General features: G+C 70.5%; 23 protein-coding genes and 1 pseudogene. 13 read left to right on the forward strand and 11 right to left on the reverse strand.

The window, feature by feature from the left end:
* The first annotated feature begins 59 nt into the window (after positions 1–59).
* Entirely contained in the window at positions 60–797 is a 738-nt protein-coding gene (locus PGH47_RS41590) for an SDR family NAD(P)-dependent oxidoreductase (RefSeq protein ID WP_271667819.1), read from the forward strand.
* 281 nt (positions 798–1078) lie between these two features.
* Here the strand turns inward: PGH47_RS41590 and PGH47_RS41595 are convergent, their stop codons facing one another.
* Positions 1079–3853 (reverse strand): glycosyl hydrolase, encoded by a 2775-nt coding sequence (locus PGH47_RS41595; RefSeq protein WP_271667820.1) that lies wholly within the window; start codon positions 3851–3853, stop codon positions 1079–1081.
* Positions 3854–4192: 339 nt separating this feature from the next.
* Between PGH47_RS41595 and PGH47_RS41600 the strand changes: the two genes are divergently transcribed.
* Both PGH47_RS41600 and PGH47_RS41605 read left to right on the forward strand, forming a co-directional pair.
* Complete coding sequence (locus PGH47_RS41600) at positions 4193–4735, forward strand: AAA family ATPase (protein ID WP_271668285.1); 543 nt, start codon at positions 4193–4195, stop codon at positions 4733–4735.
* Between the two features lie 177 nt (positions 4736–4912).
* Positions 4913–5290 carry a hypothetical protein gene (locus tag PGH47_RS41605; protein ID WP_271667821.1) on the forward strand — a complete coding sequence of 126 codons (378 nt, stop codon included), beginning with the start codon at positions 4913–4915 and terminating at the stop codon, positions 5288–5290.
* 59 nt (positions 5291–5349) lie between these two features.
* On the opposite strand, the gene PGH47_RS41610 is transcribed toward PGH47_RS41605, so the two are convergent.
* The 3 genes from PGH47_RS41610 to PGH47_RS41620 are packed head-to-tail and all read right to left on the reverse strand — an operon-like array spanning position 5350 to position 7718.
* The gene (locus tag PGH47_RS41610) at positions 5350–5580 is read right to left on the reverse strand and encodes a hypothetical protein (RefSeq protein ID WP_271667822.1); all 231 of its coding nucleotides are present in this window, start codon (positions 5578–5580) and stop codon (positions 5350–5352) included.
* A gap of 60 nt (positions 5581–5640) precedes the next feature.
* On the reverse strand, positions 5641–7035 hold the full coding sequence (locus PGH47_RS41615) for a sensor histidine kinase (RefSeq protein WP_271667823.1): 1395 nt from the start codon (positions 7033–7035) through the stop codon (positions 5641–5643).
* Positions 7032–7718 carry a response regulator transcription factor gene (locus tag PGH47_RS41620; protein WP_271667824.1) on the reverse strand — a complete coding sequence of 229 codons (687 nt, stop codon included), beginning with the start codon at positions 7716–7718 and terminating at the stop codon, positions 7032–7034. The genes PGH47_RS41615 and PGH47_RS41620 overlap by 4 nt, the downstream gene beginning before the upstream one ends.
* A 193-nt stretch (positions 7719–7911) precedes the next feature.
* Here PGH47_RS41620 and PGH47_RS41625 point away from each other — a divergent pair, with 193 nt between their 5' ends.
* The 4 genes from PGH47_RS41625 (at position 7912) to PGH47_RS41640 (ending at position 12119) form a co-directional block, all read left to right on the forward strand.
* On the forward strand, positions 7912–8445 hold the full coding sequence (locus PGH47_RS41625) for a hypothetical protein (protein WP_271667825.1): 534 nt from the start codon (positions 7912–7914) through the stop codon (positions 8443–8445).
* A gap of 12 nt (positions 8446–8457) precedes the next feature.
* The gene (locus PGH47_RS41630; RefSeq protein WP_333938196.1) at positions 8458–10797 is read left to right on the forward strand and encodes an MMPL family transporter; all 2340 of its coding nucleotides are present in this window, start codon (positions 8458–8460) and stop codon (positions 10795–10797) included.
* A gap of 8 nt (positions 10798–10805) precedes the next feature.
* Positions 10806–11522, forward strand: a complete 717-nt coding sequence (locus PGH47_RS41635; protein WP_271667826.1) for an LmeA family phospholipid-binding protein — start codon at positions 10806–10808, stop codon at positions 11520–11522.
* Between the two features lie 303 nt (positions 11523–11825).
* Positions 11826–12119, forward strand: coding sequence for a hypothetical protein (locus PGH47_RS41640; RefSeq protein ID WP_150498072.1), 294 nt, complete (start codon positions 11826–11828; stop codon positions 12117–12119).
* A 406-nt stretch (positions 12120–12525) separates the two neighbouring features.
* Here the strand turns inward: PGH47_RS41640 and PGH47_RS41645 are convergent, their stop codons facing one another.
* From PGH47_RS41645 to PGH47_RS41655, 3 genes are all read right to left on the reverse strand, one after another.
* Positions 12526–13386 (reverse strand): oxygenase MpaB family protein, encoded by an 861-nt coding sequence (locus PGH47_RS41645; RefSeq protein WP_271667827.1) that lies wholly within the window; start codon positions 13384–13386, stop codon positions 12526–12528.
* A 68-nt stretch (positions 13387–13454) separates the two neighbouring features.
* Positions 13455–13943, reverse strand: coding sequence for an MSMEG_6728 family protein (locus PGH47_RS41650; RefSeq protein ID WP_271667828.1), 489 nt, complete (start codon positions 13941–13943; stop codon positions 13455–13457).
* An 11-nt stretch (positions 13944–13954) separates the two neighbouring features.
* The gene (locus tag PGH47_RS41655) at positions 13955–14209 is read right to left on the reverse strand and encodes a DUF2945 domain-containing protein (RefSeq protein ID WP_271667829.1); all 255 of its coding nucleotides are present in this window, start codon (positions 14207–14209) and stop codon (positions 13955–13957) included.
* 349 nt (positions 14210–14558) lie between these two features.
* On the opposite strand from PGH47_RS41655, the gene PGH47_RS41660 reads away from it, so the two are divergent.
* Positions 14559–15476, forward strand: a complete 918-nt coding sequence (locus PGH47_RS41660; RefSeq protein ID WP_271667830.1) for an SDR family oxidoreductase — start codon at positions 14559–14561, stop codon at positions 15474–15476.
* A 48-nt stretch (positions 15477–15524) separates the two neighbouring features.
* Here PGH47_RS41660 and PGH47_RS41665 read toward each other — a convergent pair whose 3' ends face one another.
* Positions 15525–16481: a LysR family transcriptional regulator gene (locus PGH47_RS41665; RefSeq protein WP_271667831.1), complete on the reverse strand. Its 957-nt coding sequence runs from the start codon at positions 16479–16481 to the stop codon at positions 15525–15527.
* A gap of 138 nt (positions 16482–16619) precedes the next feature.
* On the opposite strand from PGH47_RS41665, the gene PGH47_RS41670 reads away from it, so the two are divergent.
* Both PGH47_RS41670 and PGH47_RS41675 read left to right on the forward strand, forming a co-directional pair.
* Positions 16620–17453 carry an inositol monophosphatase family protein gene (locus tag PGH47_RS41670; RefSeq protein WP_271667832.1) on the forward strand — a complete coding sequence of 278 codons (834 nt, stop codon included), beginning with the start codon at positions 16620–16622 and terminating at the stop codon, positions 17451–17453.
* 34 nt (positions 17454–17487) lie between these two features.
* Positions 17488–18084 (forward strand): NADPH-dependent F420 reductase, encoded by a 597-nt coding sequence (locus PGH47_RS41675; protein ID WP_271667833.1) that lies wholly within the window; start codon positions 17488–17490, stop codon positions 18082–18084.
* A gap of 30 nt (positions 18085–18114) precedes the next feature.
* On the opposite strand, the gene PGH47_RS41680 is transcribed toward PGH47_RS41675, so the two are convergent.
* Positions 18115–19632 carry an MFS transporter gene (locus PGH47_RS41680; RefSeq protein WP_271667834.1) on the reverse strand — a complete coding sequence of 506 codons (1518 nt, stop codon included), beginning with the start codon at positions 19630–19632 and terminating at the stop codon, positions 18115–18117.
* Positions 19633–20044: 412 nt separating this feature from the next.
* Here PGH47_RS41680 and PGH47_RS41685 point away from each other — a divergent pair.
* Positions 20045–20269 (forward strand): annotated as a pseudogene (locus PGH47_RS41685) (DUF5133 domain-containing protein); the annotation flags it as partial.
* Positions 20270–20602: 333 nt separating this feature from the next.
* Here the strand turns inward: PGH47_RS41685 and PGH47_RS43310 are convergent.
* Both PGH47_RS43310 and PGH47_RS41695 read right to left on the reverse strand, forming a co-directional pair.
* Positions 20603–20791, reverse strand: a complete 189-nt coding sequence (locus tag PGH47_RS43310; protein ID WP_435887855.1) for a hypothetical protein — start codon at positions 20789–20791, stop codon at positions 20603–20605.
* A gap of 444 nt (positions 20792–21235) precedes the next feature.
* Positions 21236–21853: a TetR/AcrR family transcriptional regulator gene (locus PGH47_RS41695; protein ID WP_271667836.1), complete on the reverse strand. Its 618-nt coding sequence runs from the start codon at positions 21851–21853 to the stop codon at positions 21236–21238.
* A gap of 108 nt (positions 21854–21961) precedes the next feature.
* Between PGH47_RS41695 and PGH47_RS41700 the strand changes: the two genes are divergently transcribed.
* Positions 21962–23164: an alpha/beta hydrolase family protein gene (locus PGH47_RS41700; RefSeq protein ID WP_271667837.1), complete on the forward strand. Its 1203-nt coding sequence runs from the start codon at positions 21962–21964 to the stop codon at positions 23162–23164.
* Positions 23161–24573 (forward strand): MFS transporter, encoded by a 1413-nt coding sequence (locus PGH47_RS41705; RefSeq protein ID WP_271667838.1) that lies wholly within the window; start codon positions 23161–23163, stop codon positions 24571–24573. The genes PGH47_RS41700 and PGH47_RS41705 overlap by 4 nt, the downstream gene beginning before the upstream one ends.

Raw genomic sequence — 24573 nt, forward strand, 5'->3', positions numbered from 1 at the left:
CGTTCGTCCATTACTCGCTATGTTCTGGACGATCCATTCCATAACTGAAGGGGTTGTCCATGCCAGGCGTACTGCAGGAGAAGGTGGCCGTGGTCACCGGAGGGACCAGCGGGATCGGGCTGGCCATCGCCCACCGCTTCATCCAGGAGGGCGCACGGGTCTTCGTGACAGGCCGGGACGCTGACCGCCTCGAAGCGGCGGTGAAGGAGTTGGGCCCGGCGGCAACCGGCGTAGGGTCCGACGTCTCGGTCCTGGCCGACCTCGACGCGCTCTACGCTCAAGTCCGCGAGGAGGCCGGACGCATCGACGTGCTGGTGGCCAACGCGGGAATCGTCGCGGACGCCGCGCTCGGCGCCCACACCGAGGCGAACGTCGACCTGACGCTCGCCGTCAACGTCAAGGGCCCCCTGTTCACCGTCCAAAAGGCGCTCCCGCTGTTGGCGAAGGGCGCCTCCGTCGTGGTCATCGGTTCGAGCAACAGCGTGCGTCCCAACGAGCACCTCGAGGTCTACAGCGCCTCGAAGGCGGCGCTGAGCAACCTCGTGCACAACTGGGCCCGGCAGTCGCGGGAGCGCCAGTTCCGGGTCAACGTGCTCAGCCCGGGGCCCACGCGGACCCCCGGCCTGCTGGGCGCCGCGGGGCCGGACGTCGATCAGTTCGCCGAGGCAGTCGTGCCCATGGGGCGGCTGGCCGATGCCGAGGAGATCGCCGCGGCGGCGCTCTTCCTGGCCTCGGACGCCTCGTCGTTCGTCACCGGCGCCGAACTCTTCGCCGACGGCGGCTACACCCGGGCCTGAACGACGGCCGGTGGTGCGCATCGCGTTGCGAAGTTCATGCCGTCCGCACCCTCCACCTGGCCTGGTCGAACTGAGCGTCTGTGAGAGATCGCCCGGATCGGACTGGCCCATGAAGACCGGAGGACGCCTGGGTTGCGAGTCGGCGACAGACGGTTCGGAAGCGTGGATTCCGGGCGATCGTTGTGCCATGGCAGTCCACGCGCTGTGGTCCTGGCCCTGACCCATGTAGGTGCGGCGGGCACCGGCACGAGTCCGTTGCCCGCCGCACTGTTCTCGCCGGATCAGTTGTAGGGGATCACCACCACGGACTTGTCCGTGCCCGTCTGGAGCTTGGAGGCGCCGTTGCCGATGGCGCTCCAGACCTCGAGGCGCACGGTGCCGCCGTTGAGGTTGCCCAGCGTGCCCGTGGACGTCTTGAGGCCGCGCGTCTGCGTGTACTCCTCCCACCCGGCGACCGGGTCGGTGGCGAAGTAGTTGTACGTCTCGGTCCGGTCGAAGGTGCCGTCACCGGTGAGGTCGTAGCTGATACGGGCCTGTTGGCCGAGTCCGACGGAGGTGTCGGCGTCCACCTGGAGCCGGAAAGTGGTGCCGGCACCCGAGGTGAGCGTGCCGTTGACTCCGCGGACCTCGTAGACGAGGGGCTGGTAGGGGGTGCCGTCGTGGTTGGTGCCGCCGGCGGAGGCGATCGTGTCGCTGCTCAGGGTGCCGCCGGTCGCCGTGGTCAGGACGCCTCCGCTGCGCAGTTGGAAGGTGTTGCCGGTCGGCGGATCGGGGTCGGGGTCGGGGTCCTGCGACCCCGATCCGGTGCCGGTCGCGGTGGAACGAGCCGGTACGGAGAGGGTCTTGCCGTCCGAGAAGGTGACGGTACGGGCCGACGATCCGTAGTTGTGGGCGACGTAGGTGCGGGTCGTGCCCTTGGTGAGGACGGCGGAGGTGGGGATGTCACCTGTCACCGTGGCGTCCGGGGCGCCCAGCGCGTCGAGGGTGTTGATCCAGTGGTAGGTGTGCGCCTTGGACTCTCCCTGCTCCGGGGTGTATCCGGCGTTGCCGGCGTCCCACTTCGCCTTGGCCGTGGCCGGGTCGGCCATGGACTGGAACTCCCAGAGGATGTCGCGCCATTCGACGGCCGGGCCCCCGTTCTCCCGCTCCATCTCCGCGATGTTGCGGCGTATGGCGGCCTTCTCACCGCCGAGATGGAGCGATCCGCCGGTGACGGGCAGGACGTTGATGCCGTGGATCTCCTCGGGGTTGGCGGTCCACCAGGTGGCGTAGGCGGCGCCGCTGCCCCAGACCATGCCGGCCGTGTCGTGCCCGAACGAGGAGGGGAAGACCTGCTCGTCGGCGTCGAACCAGTACTGCGCTATCGACTCCGACTCGGTGGTCAGCAGGTAGGTGCCGAGATCACGCAGCGAGGTGTCGCCGGTGGCGGAGCCCCACAGGACGAGGGCCGCGCTGAGGTTGGTGGACTCGGAGGAGGACTCCTGGTTGTTGCCGGCGGCGAAGCCCTGGTGGCCGGAGGCCCAGCTGTGGCCCGCGTAGACGTCGAAGCCGCGCAGGAAGGGGAAGGAGCCGTCGGTGCGGCTGGGGTTGGCGGTGTCCCGCACGAGGGTCTTGACCATGCCGCCCCACGCGGAGTCGGCGGCCCATCCCTGGTCGTACTGGGCGACGATCGCCGCCGCGTAGACGTAGTAGCTGTAGTGGAAGTGGTGGTCGTTGAGCTCGGTGTCGCTGCCGTAGGACGCGGGGTAGCCGGTGAGGGTCTTCCAGTCCTGGTCGTAGCTGAACTCGTTGGCGCCGCCGGCCGTGAACCACTCCTGGAGCTTGCCCTTGATCAGGCCGAGAAGCTTGTCGCGGATGCCGGTCTCACCGATCTGCTCCGCCACCGGCACGAGTTGCGCGAGGCGGCCGAGGGCCTTGCCGGTCCAGTAGGTGTCGGTGGCCCCGGAGAAGGGATCGGCGGCATTGGCGACCTCGTTCAGGTAGCCGCGCAGCCGGGCGGCGTCCACACCGTCCGACTTGGGCAGTGCGGGCAGTACCGCCGAGGCCTTCTGGGTCGTGGTGAAGGAGGTCGACTCGCGGACCTTCATGGTGCCGCACGGTGAGACGTAGGTGTAGGAGGTGAGGGCGTCCGTGGTGTTCAGCCACTGGTGGCGGTAGAGCGCCTGGAGTGTGCCGCGTTCGGTGCCTTCCTTGGCCTCCGTGGTGAGGCTGTAGGTGGCTTTCACGGTGCCACCGGTGTAGCTCCAGGCCACCTTGGAGTCGGTGACGAAGCTGTAGGCGTACTTCTTGAAGGTCGCGAGCGCGTCGGTGTTCGGCAGTACGGCGACGGAGAAGTAGTCCTTGGAGCCCAGGCCCGCGGTGATGGTGGAGCCGGAGACGTTCCAGTCGCTGCCGGTCGGCGCGAAGAGGGCGTAGTGGTGTCCGCCGACGGTGATGCCGAGGACGTTGGTCTGGTCGGCGAAGACGGTGGGGGTGGCGGCGGTGGTGATCTGGGCGTTGCCGCCGGAGCCCTTCGCGTATACGAACGGGGAGCCGTGGCCGATGGTGGTCCGCAGGGTGCGGGCACCGTCGGACCACAGGGGAGTGACCGTCCAGTCGGACCAGTCGTCGGCCTTGGTGTCGGGGGAGTTGAGGCCGGTCAGTCCGATGGTGAGGTCGCGCTTGTGGGCGTACTCGTACTGTCGCCCGTCACCGACGATCGCCGGTGAGGTCGGGTAGCCGACGTCGAGACCGCCGGACGTGGCCTGGTAGGTGAGGGGGTGCCCGTACATGGGGGTCGACCACGGGTTGTCGCCGTAGCGCTGGAAGGCGAGGGAGGACCACCAGTCGTTGGTGGGTACCGGCCGGTTCCGGGCGGCGGTTGTCACCTTGGGCGTGACGGGTGTTCCTGTGTTGGTGGTGGGGCCCGACGTGCCGGCGGGGCGGGTGTCGGAGTAGCTGCCGGAACCTACTGGAACGGTGGCCGCGGCCGCCGTTCCGGCGGTCGGGACCAGGCCCGCGGCGGCGAGCGCCGAGGCCAGAAGCAGTATGACTGCCGGTCTGCGTGGGGATGGCATGCGGGACCTCAAGTCTTCACTGGAGGGGAGTCTGAGAGCGCTCTCAGATGGCCGGAACGTAAAGCCTCTGTAATGCACGTGTCAATGGATTGAACGCGCCCGGTAGTTGACGGGTGATGAAGTCCGTTATGTCTTCGGCCCTTGACGGAGAGGGCGGGCGAGGCCGGCTTGCGTGCTGCGGAACGCCCCCACCGCGCCGCCGAGTTGGTCGGGTTCGACCCCGGGGCATGGAGGTGAGCGAGGCAACTGCCGGTCGGGAGAGTGCCGACTGCTTCGGCGAGCGGCGCCGCGCCGTCCTGGACGGCCTCGGCCTCGCGCGGGCGTTAGCGTGTCGGCATGATGGCGGGAAGTCCGGAGACCCGGCTGGTCGTACTGCGCGGCAACAGCGCCTCGGGCAAATCGTCGATCGCCCGCGGCCTGCGGGAGCGGTTCGGCCGCAACCTGGCCCTGGTCGGCCAGGACAACCTGCGCCGCGTTGTGCTGCGCGAGCGCGACCGGCCCGGCGCGGCCAACATCGGGCTGATCGACATGACGGCCCGATACGCGCTGTCCGCCGGATTCCACACGGTCGTCGAGGGGATCCTGTACGCCGACCGCTACGGCGCGATGCTCGAGAACCTCGTCCGCGACCACCAGGGCACCACTCGCTGCTACTACCTGGACATCCCACTGCAGGAAACCCTGGAACGGCACTTGACGAAGCCCGACCCAGAGCTGCTGGCCCAGGTCACCGACCAGCACCTGCGGGACTGGTACCGCGAGCGCGACCTGCTGCCCGGCGTGATCGAAACCGTAATCGACGCCACCAGCACCCTGCCTGAGACTGTGGACCGCATCATGCGCGAGACGGGCCTGGACGGGGTGCCGCCGATCGACCGCTGAGGACTTCGGCCTTCGACACCCGGTGCTGCTCCCGGAAGAGCGCAGCCGCGCGCAGCAGATAGCGAGTCATCTCGTCTCGGTCGGCGACTGTCAAGGCTGGGTCCAACTGCGGGTATCGGATCGTGGGTTGGTCTCAAGGGCAGTTGACCCGTGAAGGAGAGATGGTTGAGAACGCGGTTGAAGCTGACCCGCGACGGTGACGCGCTCATCGCCCGGCTTACACCCTCGCAAGTCTCGGCGATGTACGAGGCGCTGAGCCATCTCCGCAATCGGTACTTCGATGACACGGCGCTGACCCTGTTGGTCGGTGCACGCCGGGACGCGGTCGACGCACTCTTGGTACGCCTGGTCGGACCGCACACGGAGTCCCGCGATTTCCGGTTCTCCACGCAGCAACTCCACACGGTGCACAGCGCGCTGACGGCGGCGCCCACCATGTTCCTCGTTCGCGACGGCGCCTTCTTGCAGGAGCCGTTTCACATCCGCCTCGGTTTCTACCGGGAGAACCTCGATGCCCTGGCGCATGCCATCGTGCAGGCTGCGACCGAAGGGTGACCCCCGACCCCAGCCATCGAATGCAAATGGGGTGGATGGTGGCAGTGCCATGGGAGATGTCAGGACGAGGAACGACCGCGCATGGCCGCATTCTCGGCCTGCCGTTGGAAGGCCGCCCCGTAGGTGCCTTTGGTGATTCCTTGGACGACCCGGTCGACGGCCGCTCGCCGTTCCGCGTCGTCCCTGAGGGCCAGCGCCCGGTCGAGGTCCCGGCGCAGGCGTTGCGGCATGCTGCGTGCCCTGGTGGTGGCGACACGGCGTCGTAGCCCTTTACCGAACAGCCAGTTCATCCTGCTCCTCCTCCGCACGGGCTTTGGGCAGGAGCCTGACCGGGCGCGGCAACGACTCCGTCAGGACTCTGTTAGGGGCGTGTAAGGAGCGCCGGGGTACGACGGCAGCCGGACGGTGAACCAGGCGCCGCCCTCGGGCGCGCCTCCCCGCGCGGTGATGGTGCCGCCGAGCCGGCCGGCCAAGCGGTGGGCGATGGCCAGCCCGAGGCCGCTGCCGACGGGGCGAACGCCTCGGTAGCGGCCTGTGAGGGCGCCGCGCACGAAGGCGACCTCGATGTCGTCCTCGGTGAGTCCGGGCCCGCCGTCGCGGACCTCCAGCAAGGCGCTGGGGCCGTCTGCTCGCAGGGCCAGGACGACGGGTTTTCCGGCCGGGGTGACCCGCAAGGCGTTCTCGGCCAGGCCGTCGAGGAGTTGACGTACGCGGAAGCCGTCGGTGGTGATCAGCAAGGGGCGTTGCGGGCGCTCGACGCGGAAGTCGACATCGTGCCGGGCACAGCGGGCCGACCAGGCGGTCGCGGTCTCCGCCACCAGCGCGTCGAGGTCGACCTCGACGATGTCGAGGCGGAAGTCGTCGGCCTCCAGGCGCGCCAGAGCGAGCAGATCGCCGACGAAGTGTTCGAGGCGTTCGATCTCGGTGCGCAGGATGCGGCCGGCCTCGGGCACCTCATCGCCGGTGATCACTTCGTCCGCGAGAGCCTCGGCGTATCCGCGTGCCGTGGTCAGCGGGGTGCGGATCTCGTGGGAGACGGACAGCAGGAAGTCGCGTTGACGGTTCTCGCTGTGCGTCAGCGCCGTGTCCAGGGTGTTCAGGGCACCGGCCAGTTCCGCCACCTCGGCAGGGCCTTCGGCGGGAACCGTCACGCCGCGGGCGCCCTCGGACAGCCGGTGCGCGGTTCGGGCGGCCGTGACGAGCGGGCGCGCCAGGCGCCGGGCGAGCAGAGCACCGGCGAGGGCGGCGCCGGTCAGGCCCAGGATCAAGGGCAGGACGAGGCTGCCGCGCATGCGGCTCGTGGCCTGATCGACAGCTCCCATCGGCTGGGTGAGCACGAGCCCGCCGCCTACGAAGGTCGGCGCTCCCTCCACCAGTACCTCGTCGCCGTCGAGTCGAGCGGTCGTGGACACCCTGTCCCCGGAGAGCAGCGCTTCACGGCTCGCGGCGCCGACGGCGCCGGCCGCCGGACCGTCGATCTCGCCGGAAGGCCGGACGATGGCGAGCCTGATGTCATCGGGGCCCGCGATGCGCTGCTGCCGGTCGAGCATCCAGGAGGCCAGGGGAGGGGTGCGGGCGAGGACTTCTGCCTGTCGGGAGAGCTGGTCACGTTCCTGCGCCTCCGCATTGGTGCGGATCGTCCGCCAGGCGAACAGCCCGGTCAGCAGTACGGCGACCGCGGCCACGGCGCTGGTGAGCAGGACGATGCTCCTGGTCAGCGAGCCGCGGCCGTCCACAGCGCTCATCGGCCGGTGTCGGAGACGCTGTAGCCGACCCCGCGCACGGTGCGCAGAGGGCTGGCATCGCCGAGCTTGGCGCGCAGCTGTGAGACGTACACGTCCATCACGCGCGTGTCGCGGTAGCCGGCGTATCCCCAGACCTGGGCGAGCAGTTGCTCGCGCGTGAACACCTGGCCGGGATGGTGCATGAGGAAGGCGAGCAGGTTGAACTCGGTGGTCGTCAGCTCCACTGGCCGTTCGTCGACGTGAAGGGTCCGGCGGCCGGTGTCGAGGGTCAGGCGGCCTGTCCTGCGCACCGGGGCGTGCCGCGGCCCGGCGGCACGTCGCAGCAGGCTCTTGACCCGGGCGACCAGCTCCTGCGGGGAGAACGGCTTCGTCAGATAGTCGTCGCCGCCCAGCTCCAGCCCCAGAACACGGTCGGTCACCTCGTCCCGCGCGGTCACGAACAGGACAGGAGTCCAGTCACCCTCCTCCCGCAGTCGACGGCAGACCTCCATGCCGTCCATACCGGGCAGCGCGATGTCCAGCACGATCGCGGCCGGGCGCATGCGGCGAACGGCGGCCAGGGCGGCGTCACCGGTGGTCTCGACATGCACACCGAAACCCTCGCGGCTCAGATACCGGCGCTGGAGGTCGGCGATGTTCCGCTCGTCCTCCACGACCAGGACGAGCCCCTTGCTCTCCGCCATGTGCCCTCTTCTCGCAGCTCAATCCCCGATGCTAGCCAGCTCCGGCCCTCGCGAGCGCCCTCACGACCGGCCCTTACACGCCCCGAACATTCGCCGAACCTTCGGCTCGCACGCCGCGGCGAGGCTGAGGCCCGAGATCGAACAAGGGGAGGATCTTGTGAACCGCATCCGCAGAGCTGTGTCCGGTCGGGCCGTGACCGCGGCAATGGCCGTCACGGCCGCCGCCGTCACCGGACTCGTGTGGACGACGTCTTCGTCCGGACCCTCGACGGCACCTACCGCCTCGGCGGTCGGCCTGGCGGACGCCGACACCATCGGCCTCGTCGCCGACGACCGCCTCGTCGCCGGCGACCCGCGGCCCCTGCCCGGGCGCGTGTCCGAGGGTCTCCGAGCGCCCGGCCGCTTGCCCGAGGATCTCCGCGCCGATCTGCGCAAGCTGCGCACCCTGCAGCCCGCACCACGACAGGAGGCGGCGGCGAAGATCTGGCAGGACGCACTGGACGGGCACTACGGCACCCGGGTCGAGCTACGGGCCGAGGAGGCACAGCGGCGTTTCCGGTCGCTGCCCGGACAGCTTCAGGACGACATCAAGGAACTACGGGGGCTCAGCGGGGAGGAGCGGACCCAACAGCGGACGGAGATCCGCGACAAGGCACTCTCCGGCGAGTACGGCCGACAGGTGCAGCGCTGGGCGGAGCGGCGCGCCGACCTCTGGCAGCAGGACTGAGTACCACCACGCGTGACTTCTGCTCACCGCATCACCGACCCCGCCCTGCCCGACGAGGGCCCGACCAGGAACGACGGCATGACCGACGCACCGCGAACGACCCCGGAACCCGACCACCGCGAAGCACCCGCAGCTGTCGGCCGACTGCACCGGCTCGGCCGCTGGTGCGCCCGACGGCCATGGTGGGTGATCACGGCCTGGCTGCTGGTCCTGCTGACCGCCCTCGGCGCCGACCGCGCCTGGGGCGGCACCTACGACGACGACTTCGCCCTTCCCGGAACCGCCGTACAGACCGGGGCCGACCTGCTCGACGCGCACGGATCCGACCAAGTGCGCGGCACGGCCTCCCAGATCGTGCTGCATGCGGACACCGGTTCCCTCGACGCGCACCGGGACGCCGTCGGCACCGCGGTGACCGAGCTTAAGGAGCTCCCCGAGGTGGTCTCGGTGGCCGATCCGCTGAGCACGCCGGGCGCGATCTCCGCCGACGGCACCACCGGCATCGTGACGGTCCGCTTCACCGAGAACCCGGCCCGCTTCGAGACCTCCTACCTGGACGGCGTCGATGACGCCCTGCACGGCCTGCGAGCCGACGGCGTGGACGCCGAATACGGCGGACCTCTGGGCCAGTTGGCCCGCCCCAAGGCCGAGGACCGGCTGTCCGAGGTGATCGGGCTCGCCACCGCCGTGGTCGTGCTGCTGGCCGGCTTCGGCAGTCTTGCCGCCGCCGGGCTGCCGCTGCTGACGGCCGTCGTCGGACTTCTGTCGGGCATGGCGCTGCTCGGACTCCTGGCCGCGACGTTCACGTTCGGCAACGCGGCCCCGACACTGGCCACGATGATGGGCCTGGGCGTCGGCATCGACTACGCGCTCTTCCTGATCACCCGTCACCGCCGACTGCTGCACGACGTCGACGACCCCGCCGAAGCCGCGGGGCGGGCGATGGCCACCAGCGGCCGCGCGGTGATCGTCGCGGCGGCCACGGTCACCCTCGCCCTGGGCGGGCTGTACGCATCCGGCGTGACGTTCATCGGCACCCTCGGCGTCGCCGCGGGCCTGACCGTCCTGGTCGCCGCCGCTGCCGCCCTCACCCTGGCCCCGGCCCTCCTGGGCGTCACGGGCCGCCGCATCGACCGCTGGCGGGTGCGGCCCCCGGCCGACGAGCCCAACGGCACGGCCGACACCTGGCACCGCTGGGCCGCCACGGTGGGCCGCCGACCTCGGCTCTTCCTCGCCGTCGGCACCCTGGTCCTGGCGGTGCTCGCCATTCCCGCCGCCTCCATGCGCCTGGGCCACGTCGACAGCGGCGCCAACCCCACGGACTACACCGACCGCCGCGCCTACGACCTGATCGCCGACGGCTTCGGACCCGGCACCAACGGCCAGTTCACGATCGTGGCAAACCTCGCGGACACCCGCACCGACCCCGCCGAACTCTCCGGACCACTGCACGACACCCTGGCGGCGACCCCCGGGATCGCCCACGTCACCACGCCCGTCACCAGCAAAGACGGCTCCCTGCTCATCGCCACCGTGACACCCGACACCGGCCCCCAGGAGGAAGCCACCTCGGACCTCATGCACCGCCTGGAGAACGAGACGCTCCCCGACGCACTCTCCGACTCGGGCGCGCAGGGCTATGTCACCGGCGTCACCGCCGCCCAACTCGCCTTCCGGGACGTGGTCGTGGACCGCCTGCCAGTCATCGTCACGGTGGTCGTCGCGGCGTCATTCCTGCTCCTGCTCACCGTTTTCCGCAGCCTCCTCGTCGCCCTCAAGGCGGCCTTGCTCAACCTGCTGTCCATCGCCGCTGCGTACGGCGTCGTCGTCGCCGTCTTCCAACGGGGCTGGGGAAGCAGCCTGTTCGGCGTCGACGAACCCGTACCGGTGGAGTCGTACGTGCCGATGATGATGTTCGCGATCGTCTTCGGGCTGTCCATGGACTACGAGGTCTTCCTGCTCTCACGCATCCGCGAGGCGTGGCTCCACACGAAGGACAACCACCTCAGCGTGGGCACCGGACTGGCCGGCACCGCCCGTGTCATCACCTGCGCCGCCCTCATCATGACCAGCGTCTTCCTGGCGTTCCTGCTCTCCAGCAACGTGGTCATCAAGATGCTCGCCCTCGGCCTGGGCGTCAGTGTCGTCATCGACGCCACCGTCGTCAGGCTCATCCTGGTCCCCTCCACCATGTATCTGCTCGGGCGCGCCAACTGGTGGCTGCCGCGGTGGTTGGACAGGCTCCTGCCGCACCTGGATCCCGAAGGCCCGACGCCGACCGTCACCCTGCCCCCGCGCATGGATGTGGACGCGGTGGTCCCTGCCCAGGCCGCTTCGGGGGACCGCCGGTGATCCGCTCCGTGTTCAGGCGACACCGTGCCGCCGCGCTTTCCTCCACCGCCCTCGCGGTGGTCCTGCTCATCGCCACCACCACGGAACTCGTCGCCCGAACCTTGCTGCAGAGCCGTATGACCGCCGTCGCCGGCACAGCCCTCGGCAAGGGAACCACTATCGACATCGAGGGCGGTCCGGCGTTGCTCGCCCTGCTCGACCGGCACATCGACGCCGTGACCATCAGCAACGACCACGCCGCCCTCGGCCGGATCACCGGCGTCTCCGTCCATGCCCGCCTGGAGGACCTACGGCTGACCGCTGACCGTTCCGGCACGGTGGCCCGCACTCACGCCGACGTCACGGTGCCCGCCGCCTCGCTGCAACGCATGGCCGGCACGTCGGACGGCGGACTCCCCGTCACCGCCGTACGTCTGGACGATCAGGCCGACACGGTGACCCTCGACCTCGGCCAGGGCGGGCTCGGGCAGGCCACCCTCCAGCCCCGTCTGACGGACGGACGGGTCACCCTGCACCTGGCCGACGTCGAGATACTCGGCAGCCCCGCGCCACCCCGGCTGGTGGACCGGATCCAGGACAGGCTGACAAGCCGGAAGGGTGTGGACTACCCCCTGGGACTGAGGGCCACCACACTCGACGTCACAGCCACGGGACTGGCCGTCGGCCTGGACGCGGGGCCGACCCGGCTGACGGGAAAGGCGGATGGTGGGTGGGCACGGCTTTGAGTACGTGGCCCTCCAGGAGGAGACCCTCTTCGGGTAGGGCGGCGGGATAGGGCTTGTCCCTCAGATCGTGCATGTCGGTGGTGGCCCGGTACCGCCCGTGAGGCTGATCCGGCGGAGATTCAGAGGGCAATGCCGGAAGGTGGTTTCCGCAGTAATCAAATCCGGCCGTTCGTATGACAGTCCCTGCTCGAGAACGGCACCTTTCGGTGTGTCACTGAGAGATATTCGAGGATTCCTATTTTAATCCTCGTGATCGTATGAAGCCGATCTCCCAGTGATCGACTCGTTCTCATCGGAGATGACATGCACAAGCTTCGCAAGGCTGCCCTCATGGTCGTTGCCCTCGGCAGCGTCGGACTCCTGAGCGCCGGCACCGCCACCGCCCAGGGCCTCGACGGCCACGGCGACAAGGGCGGGAACAGCTACAGCGTGCTGCAGAGCAGCAACTGCAAGTCCCACGACCTGAACCTCGACATCCTCGGCCAGGTCGGCCTGCTGAACGGGCTGCTGGGCAGCGCGCTCAACGGCGAGGGCGACGCTGGTGCGCAGAAGACGCACCTGGGCTCGACCATGGGCTGTAACAACAGCGCCTTCTAAAGCCTGCCGGAAAAGTCACTGTCGGTTCTGGGCCCAGCCCGCGCGGATACGGGAAAACTCGCTCTGATCTCGCATTTGCGCAGGCCGGGCCCAACCGGCGGACATTCGCATACCGCAGTTCCGTCCAAGGGCCTTCACATGGATTGAGGGCCAATCTTCCTCGACTGCGCCGCCATTGAGGCCCGGTGTGCCGCGACCGCCGCTGGACGGGCTGATCGGCTACCGACATCGAGACGGCCGATTACGCCGACGGCTGCGTGATCACCATGCGCACCCGCACGTTCGAGTTCGGCCACCCACTCCAAACCCGGTCCGTCGGCGTGCACTTCAAGCCGGTACGCCCGGCCGGACGAAGTCGCCCGCTCGGGGGACTGCCGGTCGTCGTTCGGGCGCGGGGCCCGGGGGTTCACGTCGGGTGGGACTGGTGTGGTCGCGTCATGGCCCAGCGGATGGTCCGGGTCAGTGCCTGGCCGGTGGGGCGTACGGCGATGTCCTCGACGAGGGGGACCCGGGGAAGCCAGAGCATGCCGCGTGCCCAGGGCGGGAGCAGAGCTACGGCGTTCGCGGCCAGGGCGCCGTAGAACGGCCGTACCGCCAGAGGCAGGGGCGGCTGGAACAGCAGGAAGCGAGCGGCGGCGCGGGCCTCGGAGGTGGCCCGTAGTTCGGGCCGGTACGCGTTCAGGCGTTCGGTCAGCTCGCGCCGGTCTCGCGGTGCGTCGATCACCCCCAGCGCCTTGGCGACGCGTGCGGTGTCGGCGACGTACGCGTCGTAGCCGGCGCCATCCAGGGGGTGAGCTCCGTAGCGTTCGTGGGCGCGCAGGAAGCTGTCAGTCTCGGCGGCGTGGACCCAGGCAAGCAGGTGCGGATCGGCCGCGTGGTAGGGGTTGCCGTCGGTGGTTGTCCCGCGGATGCGTTCATGGATGGCCCTGACGTGGTCGACCGCGTGCTGGGCGTCCTCGGCGGTGCCGAACGTGGTCACGGCCAGGAAGGTGCTGGTGCGCTGGAGGCGCCCCCAGGGGTCGCCGCGGTAGCCGGAGTGGCCCGCCACCGCGGCCATGGCGAGCGGATGCAGGGACTGCAGCAGCAGTGCGCTCAGTCCGCCGATGAACATCGAGGCGTCGCCGTGGACGGTGCGGATCGGGCGGTCCGGTCCGAACCAGCGTGGGCCTGGGGTCTGGTGGATGCGGGTGCGTGTCGCCGGCCCGTCGGGGCCCGCGACCCGGTGGAACAGGGCCTGGCCCAGCTGTTCACGCACTGCGGTGAGCATGGTCGCCCTCCCCTCTGCTGCTGCCCAGTGTGCGCGATGTCCGCCGGGTTCCGGGCATGCCGGCACATTCAGGTGCCGGTGGGGGCGTGGCCTGATTCGCGGTCGGAGGCCGGCCACACGTAGGGAAGGTCGTCGGGGACACCGGGGAACAGCGGGGCGTACACATCGTGATCCTTGCGGACCAGTGCCGAGCGATGGCTCTCGTGGAAGGGTTCCTCGCCGAGCCAGGGCGGCAGCTCGCCGGCGGCGGCCAACTCCTGCTGCTCGCGCACCGCGGTGCCTGGCTCGTGCGCGGCGAAGTCTGCGACCAGGGAAGCCGCGCAACTGTCCTGGTGCCCATGATCCCGCCAGACCCGGCAGATCTCCAGGCCGTAGCGTACGAGTGCCTCCTCGTACCCGCTCCACATCCGTACCGCCGGGTGATGGCGCCAGCCGTAGCCGGGGACGGTCAGCCCGCGCAGGACCTGAAGGGCCTCGACCCGCTGTTTGCCCAGTCGGCGCCGGTCGAGGAGAAGGGCGGTCTGCCGGAAGTCGGGGTCGGGGAGGAACGTCTGCATCGGTCACCCGCTCACTTCTTGCGCAGCGCAGAAGGCTTGTGGACCGCAGACCGACCGGAGCGCTCGCTGCGTACTTCGTACTGCGGATCGTCGGGCGAGGCGTCGACGGTGCGGCCTGCGGCCTCGGTCCGTCGGGTGATTTTCCGCTCGACCGTGCCTTCCGTGGTGCTGCCGTGACTGTTCCAGGTGACCTCGTCACCCTGAGTGAGTCGGCGGTCCTTGCCCCGGCCGCTCGTTTCCGTTGCCTTCTTCGTCCGCTTCGCCATGGTGATCGCTCCCGTCCTCGGCGCTGGTGGCTTCGGCACTTGCGCGTGGACGCCGTGTGGTCGGCCATGCCCGAACGGCGGCGTTCCAGGCCACCCACTCGGGCAGACGTCTTATCAGTCACTTCCTTGCGGAGCCGTTGTTCGGATGCGGCTCAGCTCCGCTGGGTCGGTGGAGCGTGGCCGGCCACGAGGCGCCCCGGGCCGGCAGCCGGTCGACGCGTGCATCCGTCTGCAGCTCGCCAGGCGAATACGTGGTGAGCCTTCGACCGAAGGAGCCCGGACGGACTCGTGCCAGGAGGGCACACGCAGAATGCGCCGACACATCGCAGTAGTGGAGAGCGAGAGCCGTATGCACAAGGACGCTGTCCACGACTCGCCTCTGCGGGGGCGGGTCGCTGTCGTCACCGGGGCCGCCCGTGGCATCGGTGAAGCCCTCGCGCGGCGGCTGTCCGGGGCCGGCATGCACGTCGCCCTGCTCGGCCGCGAGGCGCAATCCCTCCAAGACGCGGCAGCCCCACTTCCCAACTCGACTCTCTGTATCGAGGCCGACGTCACCGACCAGGACGCACTCGACCGCGCGGCAGCGCAGGTCGCGGACCGGCTGGGAGACGCGGCCGTCGTCGTGGCAAACGCCGGCGTGGCGGCAGGCGGCCCGTTCCGTCATACGGATGCCGATCTCTGGCGGCGCGTGATCGACGTCAACCTGATCGGTGCGGCCAACACCGCCCGCGCCTTCCTGCCTCAACTGTCCCGCACGCGCGGCTACTACTTGCAGATCGCCTCGACCGCCGCCTTCGGCTCGGCACCCATGATGAGCGCATACTGCGCCTCCAAAGCCGGAGCGGAATCCTTCGCACGTGCCCTGCGCGGTGAGGTCGAGCCCGACGGTGTCGCCGTCGGCATCGCCTACGTCCACTGGACGGGCACCGACATGATCAGCGGAATGGACGAGCACCCCGTACTGCGAGCCCTGCGGGCCCACCAGCCGTGGTTCGCCCGCCGGGTGCACAGCCCCGACCAGGTCGCCGAATGGCTCACCGCCGGTGTCACCCACCGAGCCCTCCACGTCTACGCTCCGCCCTGGCTGCGTTGGTGCCAGCCCCTGCGACCGCTGTTCCCCACCGTGGTCACCCGCGTAGCCCGCCGAGAGCTGCGCCGAATGACCTCCGACGAACTCGCCGTAGACCTCGGAGTGATGGGCGCGGGCGGGCGCGCCGACTGGGACGCCTACACCACTGAGGCCCAGCGTTCCCGTCCTCCGCAGTGACCCGAACCTCATGGACTGACCGCACCGGTATGCCGGCGCCATGGCCGTCTACGTCATCGGCCTCGCCGCGCCGGCCTCCCTCGCGTCCGTCGCCCGGTCCCGCCCGTCCGTCGCGTCGGCGAGTGCCGTGCGCGCGAGATCGCGTAGCCAGATGTGGGCGGGGTCGGTGTCGTAGCGCTGATGCCAGGACAGGTACACCGGGGCCGGCGGCAGTTCGAACGGCATGGGGAGCAGGGCGAGTTCGAGCTGGGTGGTCAGTGAACGCGTGGTGGACTCCGGCGCGGTGACCAGGAGGTCGGAGTCGCGCACGAACGCGAGGGCGGCCGCTTCGGTGGGCGCGCTCGCCACCACGCGTCGCGTGAGGCCGAGCCGCGCGAGTTCGTCGTCGAGGACGTTGCTGAGGCGGCCCCGCCGCGAGACGGTGATGTGCTCGGCGGCGGCGTACCGCGCGGCAGTGACCGTCTTGTCGCGGGTCAGCGGGTGGTCGCGCCGCACGACGACGACGTGCCGGGTCTCGGCCACCCGGTCGGCGTGGATCTCGGGTGCGGTGGGCGGATCGGCGTTCGCGGCCAGGTCGACCTCGCCGCGGCGCAACTCAGGTGTGTCGATGCTCGATTCCGCGATGAAGCGCAGTCGCACGCCTGGTGCCTGCCGGCGCACGGCAGCGAGCAGCGCAGGGCCGCTGAGCGCGACCAGCGCATCATGCCATCGGATAGTGAAGGTGCGTTCCAGCGTCGCGAGATCGATTTCACGGCTAGGAGCCAGTACGCCGCGTGCCTGCTGCACCAGGTCGTGCACCTGCTCCCGGACAGCGATCGCGTACGGAGTCGGAGTCATCGTGCGTCCCGTGCGGACCAGGATCTGATCACCCGTGGCACGCCGGATCCGGCCGAGGCTCCGGCTCATCGCGGGGGCGGTGACATGCAGTCGCTCGGCTGCCCCGGCCACGCTGCCTTCCTCGAGGAGGGCGTCCAGCGCGGTGAGCAGGTTCAGATCCAATTGCATGGGAGTCATCCTAGCCGTGCTTTACATGCACTTGAAGTTAATGATGAGCCCTCCTACCTTCGAGGTGCGGGCGCGGAACACCTCGAATCCCGCCACCCCCGCAGACAAAGTCACCCCTGTTCGGACAGGAGCACTGCCATGCCCAAATCGCTTCAGGAAGCCGGTACTTCGGCATTCACGGCCCCAGCCCACGACGTCGAACTGCTCGAGCCGACCGCGGCCGCCGTACGCGCGGCGGGCTCCGCGCTGGTCGAGCGCTACGGCGACGTGGTCCGTTACGAGACGCGCGAGGAGCTGATGCGGGCGCTCGCGGCCAATGACGACGTGGCTCTCGGCATCCTCCGTCCTCGCCTCACGGAGCTGCGCCCGGACGCCCGCTGGGTCGAGGAGGAACTCGAGGGCGGCGCCCTGCCTCCCGGGGAATGGTGGGTCGTTGACCCTGCCGAAGGGAACGTCAACCACCTGCACGCCCTGCCGGACTGGGCGGTGACCGCGACGCTCGTGCGGGACAACCAGCCCGTGCTCACCGCGGTCCACCTGCCACTGACCGGTGAGACGTACACCGCGCTCGCCGGCCGGGGTGCCCACCTCGACGGCCGGCCCCTGCGAGTGGCCCCCACCACGGACCTCGGCCTGAGCATCGTGGCCACGAGCCAGGCCAGGCCGGACGAGGACGAGGAAGTGGTGCGCCGGGTCGGCTCCTCGATCACCGCGATGCTCTTCGACGCCCTCGTGGTACGGACTTCCGTCCCCGCCACCCTGCACCTGCTGAACCTGGCGGCCGGCCGGATCGACGCCTTCTGGCAGTTCGCCGGGGCCCGCGCGGACCTGCTCCCCGGGGCTCTGCTCGTCGCGGAGGCGGGAGGGCGCCTCTCCGATGCCGAGGGCCGCCACTGGACCCCGCAGAGCGGGAGCTTCCTGGCTGCCGCGCCCGGCGTGCACGCCGAGGCCGTGGCCACGCTTTCCCGTTGACCATCACCACCAGCACATGAAGGACCGGATCACCATGACCAAGATCAGCATTCTGGGCAACGGCCGAGTCGGCGGCGGCCTCGCGACAGCCCTCAACCGCGCCGGGCACGACGTGACCGTGGCGGACCGTTCACCGGGCGCTGCCGCCGACGCCGCGCGGTCGGCGAGCGTCGTCATCAACGCCACCCCGGGTGAGGGCTCTTTGGAGCGGCTCGTCGCACTGCGCGAAGAGCTCCGGGGCAAGATTCTCGTCGATGTCTCCAACGCCACCGTCGACGGACCGGACGGGTTGCCCGTCGACCTCCTCCACCACGGCTCGAGCCTCGCGGAACAGCTCCAGCGCGCGTTGCCCGACACGCACGTCGTGAAGACCCTGAACACGATGCTCCACTCGGTGATGACCGCGCCCGCCACGCTGTCCCAGCCGGCCACCGTCTTCCTCTCCGGGGAGGACCGGGCGGCCAAGGAGATCGTGCGAGGGCTGCTCCTCGACCTCGGCTGGCGCGAGGAGTGGATCACGGACCTCGGTGGGGTGGAGACCGCCCGCGCCACCGAGGCGGCCGTTCTGTTCGTGCCCCACGTGATCAGGGCTCGCGGATTCGCACCGTTCGCGATCTCGGTCGTCAGCTGAGCCGGCGGGAACTGGCCCCAGCACCGGGAGTCAGCTCTGCCGGGAGTGCATCGGACTGTTGGCGACCTCCTCCGTGCACTTCCCGTGCATCCCGCGCAGGCGCCGGTCGCGTCGCCAGTCGAAGACAGCCAGGGCCAGGGAAGTCAGCATCCCGGCGACAGCGGTGCCAAGTGCGATAACGAGGGCGCCTTGATAGTCGTCGCCGCTGCCGAGGACCATGTAGAAGAGACCGGGCAGGGCAGCGGTACCCACCGCAGCGCCGAGCCGCTGTCCCGTCTGCAGCGCGCCCCCCGCGGCGCCCGCCATGTCCACGGGTACGTCCCGCAGGGTCATGGTGATGTTCGGGGAGACCACGAAGCCCCCTCCGATGCCACCGAGGAACAGGACAGGAGCGGCGATCCAAGGAGCGATGCCCAAGGGCGCGAAGCGCAGGAGCAGAGCCGCTCCGCCCAGACCGCCGATCACTCCGACGAGGCCGCAGACGGTGAGCAGGCGTCCGTACCGGCCCACCAGGCGGCCCGCGACCACGGCGGCGCCCGCCGAGCCGAGCGCGAACGGAGTGACGGCGAGGCCGGACCGCAAGGGGGAGAAGGCCAGGCCGTTCTGGTAGAAGAGGGCGAAGACGAGCCATACGCCGCTGAAGCCGATGAAGTACAGCGTGCCGACGCCGGCCCCTACGGCGTAGCCGCGCACCGTGGTGAACAGGCGCGGGTCCAGCAACGGTTTGGTCCCCCTGGCGACGAGACGATACTGCCGGTGAACGAAGACGGTGAGGATCAAGGCGCCGACGGGGAACATCCACCACAGGCGGGCCAATCCGCCGGCCTCCGCCTGGACCAGCGGATACATCAGGGCGAGAACGCCGAGTCCGAGAAGCAGCACGCCGGATACGTCCACGTGCCTGCGTCCGGACGGCCGGCCTCGGGGCAGCAGTCGGCGTCCGAGCAGGACGCCGAGGATGCCGATGGGGACGTTGACGTAGAAGATCCAACGCCAGCCCTGCTGACCGTCGGCCAGGGCGAGGATGGTGCCGCCGAGGAGGGGACCGGAGGCGGAGGAGACGCCTACCGTCGCCCCGAAGTAGCCGAAGGCACGGCCGCGTTCGGCGCCGCGGAACAACTGTTGGATGAACGCCGAGTTCTGAGGCGCCATGAAGCCGGCCGCCAGTCCCTGGGCGAGGCGGGCCACGACCAGCAGGGTGATGTTGGGAGCGGCACCACAGGCTGCGCTGAAGACGACGAAACCGCACAGCGCCATCAGGAAGATGCGGCGTCGGTCCAGGGCGTCGCCCAGCCGTCCGGCGGTGACGAGCGCGAGGGCGAAGGTGAGGGTGTAGCCGGACACGATCCACTGCACCTCGGCGGGGGAGGCGTGCAGGTTGTGCTGGACGGTGGGCAGCGCGACCGCCACGATCGTGACGTCGAGCAGGCTCATGAAGCCCGCCACCAGAGTCACCCAGAGCGCCCGCCACCGGCGCGGATCCGGCTGGTACTCGTCCTCCCGGCCATCGGGGCCCTGGTCGCCCGCCGCTGACGCCGCCGCTGTCACGTGTAGTCCTCTCGCACGGCCCGGCCGAACCTGTTCCCCGACTGCGGCGCGTGCACACCGACGGTCTGCAAATGGGTGAGGCCGAGTACCCGACGTTCGCCTCTTCGACCGGTCGGACGGTCTGCGCGCGCCACCGCCACCGCGCCCGTCCGGCTGGTTCGCCGCGCGGTGACCGGCCACCCCACGGTCTGCCGCATTACGGCAGGCAGGGCAATCAAAGGACTTCGCCCCTCCGCCGGTACGCGCGGGTGATAACAGCCGCTTGCAGGTGTAGACCACGCGATTTGGGGCACCTGGAGGTCTGCTCGTCGTTGTTCGGCAGTCAGCAGCGGCGTGGGAATTCTGCTTGCAGCCTGTTCCTCGCGGTCGCGCCTGCCGGGGTGCGAGCTGCGCTTCGGGAAAGAGGAATCTCATGATCCTTCCGGCTGAGAGGGAACTGCGCGCTGCGCTGGCCCGGTTCGCTTCCGCGCGCATCGATCACGACGTGCGCCCGACTGGTGCTACGAGTCGTGCTCTGGAGGACGCCACGTACACGCTCTGTGTGATGACCTCTTCCCGCAGCCTCGATGAGGCTCTGGTCGCGGCAGATGCGCTGTTGCAGCGCTACCGCTCCGACCGCGCGGCCGTTTCGCGGGAGGTCCTGGCGGTCGTCGACGTGCCGCGTTCGGTAGCCCCTGCCGAGGCCGCGTCGGACACCTCGCGGCTGGAGTCGGCTGGCGCGTGATGAGGCGTGGCCGCTCGCGGTGATGTGGCGCGCGCGGGTCCGGCCCCCTGCACAGGACGCGGTTGCCACCGCCCAACGGCTGTGCGGCTACCGTCACGCAGGCTCTGCTGGAGGCAGGTGGGGCTGCTGTCACGGACGGGGGACAGTGGCAAGGGCGCCACGCAGGAGGTTGTGACCGCTTGTCGGCGGTCGGGGCTCGGGCCCTCCCGCAGCCCTCCGCGACCAGGCGCTGGCCCATGGCGGTGATCAGCGGGCCGCGGCGGCCGATCTGGAAGGAACCGGCGCCCGGGAGCGCCTCGTACTGGGACCGGGGTTGGGCGCGTCGACGGCCTCCGCCGCGGATTCCTCCGCCGCAAGGGCCTCGGCGGCCGGGGCCGCCTCGTCCGCGGCCGGGATGCTGTGCGCGAGGCGGCCGCCCTTCACACGGCCCGACATTCCGGAACCGACCCAACGGGGGCAGCGAGGTTCCAGGATGGCCGTCCTGGAGGCATGGCCTGCGGGCGGGACGCGCGCACGCAGGCCGGCCGGCGCTCCCGCGCGGGAACCGGGCTCGAGATCAGGTTCGGCTTGCGATGAGATGCGGCCTGGGCGCGGATCTGGCTGAGCGGGGTCGGCGATGGCGTCGAGACCACCGCACCCGGAAGTCGAGGCCGTCTATCGGCCAAGTCGATCCCCGCGTTCGTCCTGGTCCAGGGCGAGGGCTCAACGGGCCGTCGTAGCTGACAAGTTCGACGCCAGGGGCACCTCTTCACGCAGATGGTCCCGGCACGACAGGTCTCGGCGCTGCAGCGGTCGGCCCTGCGGGTCCATGCCGCAGCGGGCACGCCTGCCCAGCCCGCGTCCGGTGACGCGCGCGAGTGCCCGCGCTTCAGGCCTCGCTCAGCGGCTGGCGGCGAGTGCCGAGAGGACGGCGCGGGTGAGGCGGGCGACGTAGGCGTCGTCGGTGGGTCCGCCGACCGCGAGCATCCTGAAGTACAACGGGGCGCCGAACAGATCGACGGCCAGGCCCATGTCGATGTCGGCTGGCAGCTCTCCGCGGTCGATCGCCTGGTGCAGCACCGTCGCCACCGCGGCGCGCCGGGGGGTGAGGACCGCCTCGTGGAGCGCGGCGCTCAGCGAGGGGTTGCGGGCCGACTCGGCAACCAGGTCGGGGACGATCCGGCCGACAAGTGGATGGCGGAGGTCGGCCATGGTGTCCCGGACGAACCGTTCGACGTCGTCGCGCAGTGACCCGGAGCCGGCCGTCACGGGGAGGTGTTCGGCGGCGGCCTCGGAGACCAGCTCCACGACCATCGCCTCCTTGGAGGGCCAGCGCCGGTAGAGGGCCGCCTTGCCGACGCGGGCCCGGCGGGTTACGGCCTCCATCGACATCCGGGCGAAACCGGTCTGGGCGAGCTCCTCGAACACCGCCCGCCTGATCGTCTCGGTCACGGACTCCCGCAGGACCGCGGAGCCCGTGGGCCTGCGGTCGACGTCGTCACGGCTGGTCGATTCCACTGCGGGAGATTAACACCGAACGGAACGGTTGCGTTCCGTCCGGGCCGGGTGTACGTTCCGGCGCGAGACGGAACGGCTCTGTTCCGTTCCATCTCGAAAGGGGTCCCGATGAAGTTCCTCTTCGACGACGCGGCGTTCTCCTTCCAGGCGCTGCGCACGGCCGGACACGCCGCTTACGCGGGCGCCGATCTCGGCGAGGTCCTGGCCGCCTCGCGCGACATCCCCGACGGCGACGAGGAGGCCTGGTGCCGGGAGTGGACCGCCGTCGCCGAACGCCTCCACCGTGTCGGCGCCGAGGCACTCGCCGCCGGCCACCGGGTCAGCGCCCGCGAGTCCCTCCTGCGGGCCTCGAACTACTACCGCACCGCCGACTTCTTCCGCGTCGAGGACCGGGACTCCGACCCCGAGTCGGCCCGCCTCGCCCGGTGCTCGCGGCAGACCTTCGCGCAGGCGGCACAGCTGTTCGACACTCCGGTCGTGCCCCTGCGGATCCCCTACGAGGACACCACCCTCCCGGGATACCTGTTCCTCGCGGACGACACGGGCCGCAGCCGGCCCACCGTCATCCACCACGGCGGATACGACTCCACCCTGGAAGAGCTGTACTTCATGGCGGCCGGCGGGGCACTGCGCCGCGGCTACCACGTCCTCGCCTTCGAAGGCCCCGGGCAGCAGTCCGTCCGCCGGGAGCAGGGACTGGTCTTCCGGCCGGACTGGGAACACGTGGTCACGCCCGTGGTGGACCACGCCCTGACCCGCCCGGAGGTGGATCCTGAGAGGCTCGTGCTGTTCGGCACCAGCTTCGGCGGACTGCTGGCCGCCCGCGCCACGGCCTTCGAGGACCGCTTCGCCGCGTGCGTCCTGCACAACGGGGTCTACGACTTCTATGAGGTCCCCCTTCGTGGCATTCCGCCCTACCTCGGCGAGTGGGTGACGGACGCCCGGGACGACGTGGCCGGGCCCGCGCTGGCCGTCACCATGGCCCAGAGCACCCAGGCGCGCTGGTTCCTGCGGCACGGCATGTGGGTCTTCGGGGCCAAGACGCCCCCCGAGGCGCTGCGCGCCTGCGCTCCGTACAACCTCGACACCGCGGTCGCGCACATCACCTGCCCCACGCTCGTCCTCGACGCGGAGAACGACCTGCCCTTTCACGGCGAGGCCCGGCGGGTGCACGAGGCGCTGCGCTGCACGAAGGAGCTGATGCTGTTCACCGTCGCCGAAGGGGCCGGCGAACACTGCCAGGAAGGCGCGGCGCTCCGCTTTCACCAGCGGGTCTTCGACTGGCTCGACGAACGTCTGGCCCGCGCATGACCGTTGGGGCGGACACCCGGTCGGCCACGGCGGACGGCACCCGCCGCCGGGCCCGCACCGTCCTGGCCCTGCTGGCGCTCTTCATCGTCGTCAACGCCGCTGACAAGGCCGTCCTCGGCCTGACCGCGGGCCCCATCAAGGACGACCTCGGGCTCTCCGCCACCGAGTTCGGCACCATCGCCAGCAGCTTCTACCTCCTGTTCAGCCTCTCGGCGGTCTCGGTCGGCTTCCTGGGCGACCGCATCCGCCCCCGGCCCCTGCTCGCCGTGCTCGCCCTTCTCTGGGCGGCGGCGCAACTGCCGATCCTCCTCCCCGCCACAGGATTCGGAGCCCTCGTCGCCACCCGGGTCGTGCTCGGTGCGGGTGAGGGGCCGGGCTTCCCGCTGGCCAACTACACGGCGTTCACCTGGTTTCCGGAGAAGCGGCGCGCGCTGCCCTCGGCCGTCGTGGTCGCGGGCGGCGCGGGGGGCACCGTCCTGGCCGCCCCGCTGGTCGTCCTGGTCACCAACACCCTCGGCTGGCGGGCCGCGTTCGGCCTGCTCGGGGCCGCCGGGGTGGTGTGGACCCTGGTCTGGCTGAGGGTCGGCGGCGGCGGGCCGTACGCCGCACACCTGGGCCCCGGACCGGCAGACGACGAACCGTCGGCAGGGGACGTCCCGACGGTCTCCGCCGACGGGGCGCGCCCCACGGTCCCCTTCCGGCGCATCGTCACAACGGGCACCTGGCTCGGGGCCACCTTCTCTACTTTCGCGGTCATGTGGACGCTCTCCCTGGGGTTCGCCTGGCTGCCGCTCTTCCTGGAGGACCAGGTGGGCTTCAGCGACGCGGAGATCAGCGGGATCGTCGGGCTGCCGGCCCTGTCCATGGCCGTCCTGGTCCTCACCGCGGGAGCCGTCGCGCACCGGCTGATGCGGAGAGGGGTGACCGCCCGGATCGCGCAGGGACTGGTCGGCGCGCTGCTGCCGCTTCTCGCCGGCACGTGTCTGCTGCTCGCGACCCGGGCCGGTCCCGCCCCCCTCCTGCTGCCGTTGCTGGTCCTGGCGTTCTCCGCGGGCAACGGACAGACCCCCCTGACCAACGCGGCGATCGCGGACATCTGCCCGGCCGGCCGGCGCAGCGCCGCCCTGGGCCTCTCCTACGCCCTCGCCGCCCTCTCGAGCCTGCTCGCCCCCTATGTCACCGGGCGGATCATCGACGCGGCGCCCACCGAGGCCGTCGGCTACGGGCGGGCCTTCGACCTGGCCGCCTGTCTGCTGATCGCCGGTGCCGTGGTCTCGGCGCTCCTGATCCGACCCGACCGGGACGCCCTCACCTTGCTCGCCGCACACCCGGCGACGTCCAGCGCGTCCGCCGCCTCCAGCGCGTCCGCCCAGTCCGGTGCGGACGCCGAGCCCACAGCGAAGGAGTGA

Origin of the sequence: Streptomyces sp. HUAS 31, from assembly GCF_028198125.1 — a bacterium.
Taxonomy (GTDB): domain Bacteria; phylum Actinomycetota; class Actinomycetes; order Streptomycetales; family Streptomycetaceae; genus Streptomyces; species Streptomyces chartreusis.

Excerpts from the sequence above, each read along its gene's own strand:
- PGH47_RS41590 (WP_271667819.1), top strand. The coding sequence starts at position 60 with ATGCCAGGCGTACTGCAGGAGAAGGTGGCCGTGGTCACCGGAGGGACC.
- PGH47_RS41595 (WP_271667820.1), bottom strand. The coding sequence starts at position 3,853 with ATGCCATCCCCACGCAGACCGGCAGTCATACTGCTTCTGGCCTCGGCG.
- PGH47_RS41600 (WP_271668285.1), top strand. The coding sequence starts at position 4,193 with ATGGCGGGAAGTCCGGAGACCCGGCTGGTCGTACTGCGCGGCAACAGC.
- PGH47_RS41610 (WP_271667822.1), bottom strand. The coding sequence starts at position 5,580 with ATGAACTGGCTGTTCGGTAAAGGGCTACGACGCCGTGTCGCCACCACC.
- PGH47_RS41615 (WP_271667823.1), bottom strand. The coding sequence starts at position 7,035 with ATGAGCGCTGTGGACGGCCGCGGCTCGCTGACCAGGAGCATCGTCCTG.
- PGH47_RS41620 (WP_271667824.1), bottom strand. The coding sequence starts at position 7,718 with ATGGCGGAGAGCAAGGGGCTCGTCCTGGTCGTGGAGGACGAGCGGAAC.
- PGH47_RS41640 (WP_150498072.1), top strand. The coding sequence starts at position 11,826 with ATGCACAAGCTTCGCAAGGCTGCCCTCATGGTCGTTGCCCTCGGCAGC.
- PGH47_RS41645 (WP_271667827.1), bottom strand. The coding sequence starts at position 13,386 with ATGCTCACCGCAGTGCGTGAACAGCTGGGCCAGGCCCTGTTCCACCGG.
- PGH47_RS41650 (WP_271667828.1), bottom strand. The coding sequence starts at position 13,943 with ATGCAGACGTTCCTCCCCGACCCCGACTTCCGGCAGACCGCCCTTCTC.
- PGH47_RS41655 (WP_271667829.1), bottom strand. The coding sequence starts at position 14,209 with ATGGCGAAGCGGACGAAGAAGGCAACGGAAACGAGCGGCCGGGGCAAG.
- PGH47_RS41660 (WP_271667830.1), top strand. The coding sequence starts at position 14,559 with ATGCACAAGGACGCTGTCCACGACTCGCCTCTGCGGGGGCGGGTCGCT.
- PGH47_RS41665 (WP_271667831.1), bottom strand. The coding sequence starts at position 16,481 with ATGCAATTGGATCTGAACCTGCTCACCGCGCTGGACGCCCTCCTCGAG.
- PGH47_RS41670 (WP_271667832.1), top strand. The coding sequence starts at position 16,620 with ATGCCCAAATCGCTTCAGGAAGCCGGTACTTCGGCATTCACGGCCCCA.
- PGH47_RS41675 (WP_271667833.1), top strand. The coding sequence starts at position 17,488 with ATGACCAAGATCAGCATTCTGGGCAACGGCCGAGTCGGCGGCGGCCTC.
- PGH47_RS43310 (WP_435887855.1), bottom strand. The coding sequence starts at position 20,791 with ATGTCGGGCCGTGTGAAGGGCGGCCGCCTCGCGCACAGCATCCCGGCC.
- PGH47_RS41700 (WP_271667837.1), top strand. The coding sequence starts at position 21,962 with ATGAAGTTCCTCTTCGACGACGCGGCGTTCTCCTTCCAGGCGCTGCGC.
- PGH47_RS41705 (WP_271667838.1), top strand. The coding sequence starts at position 23,161 with ATGACCGTTGGGGCGGACACCCGGTCGGCCACGGCGGACGGCACCCGC.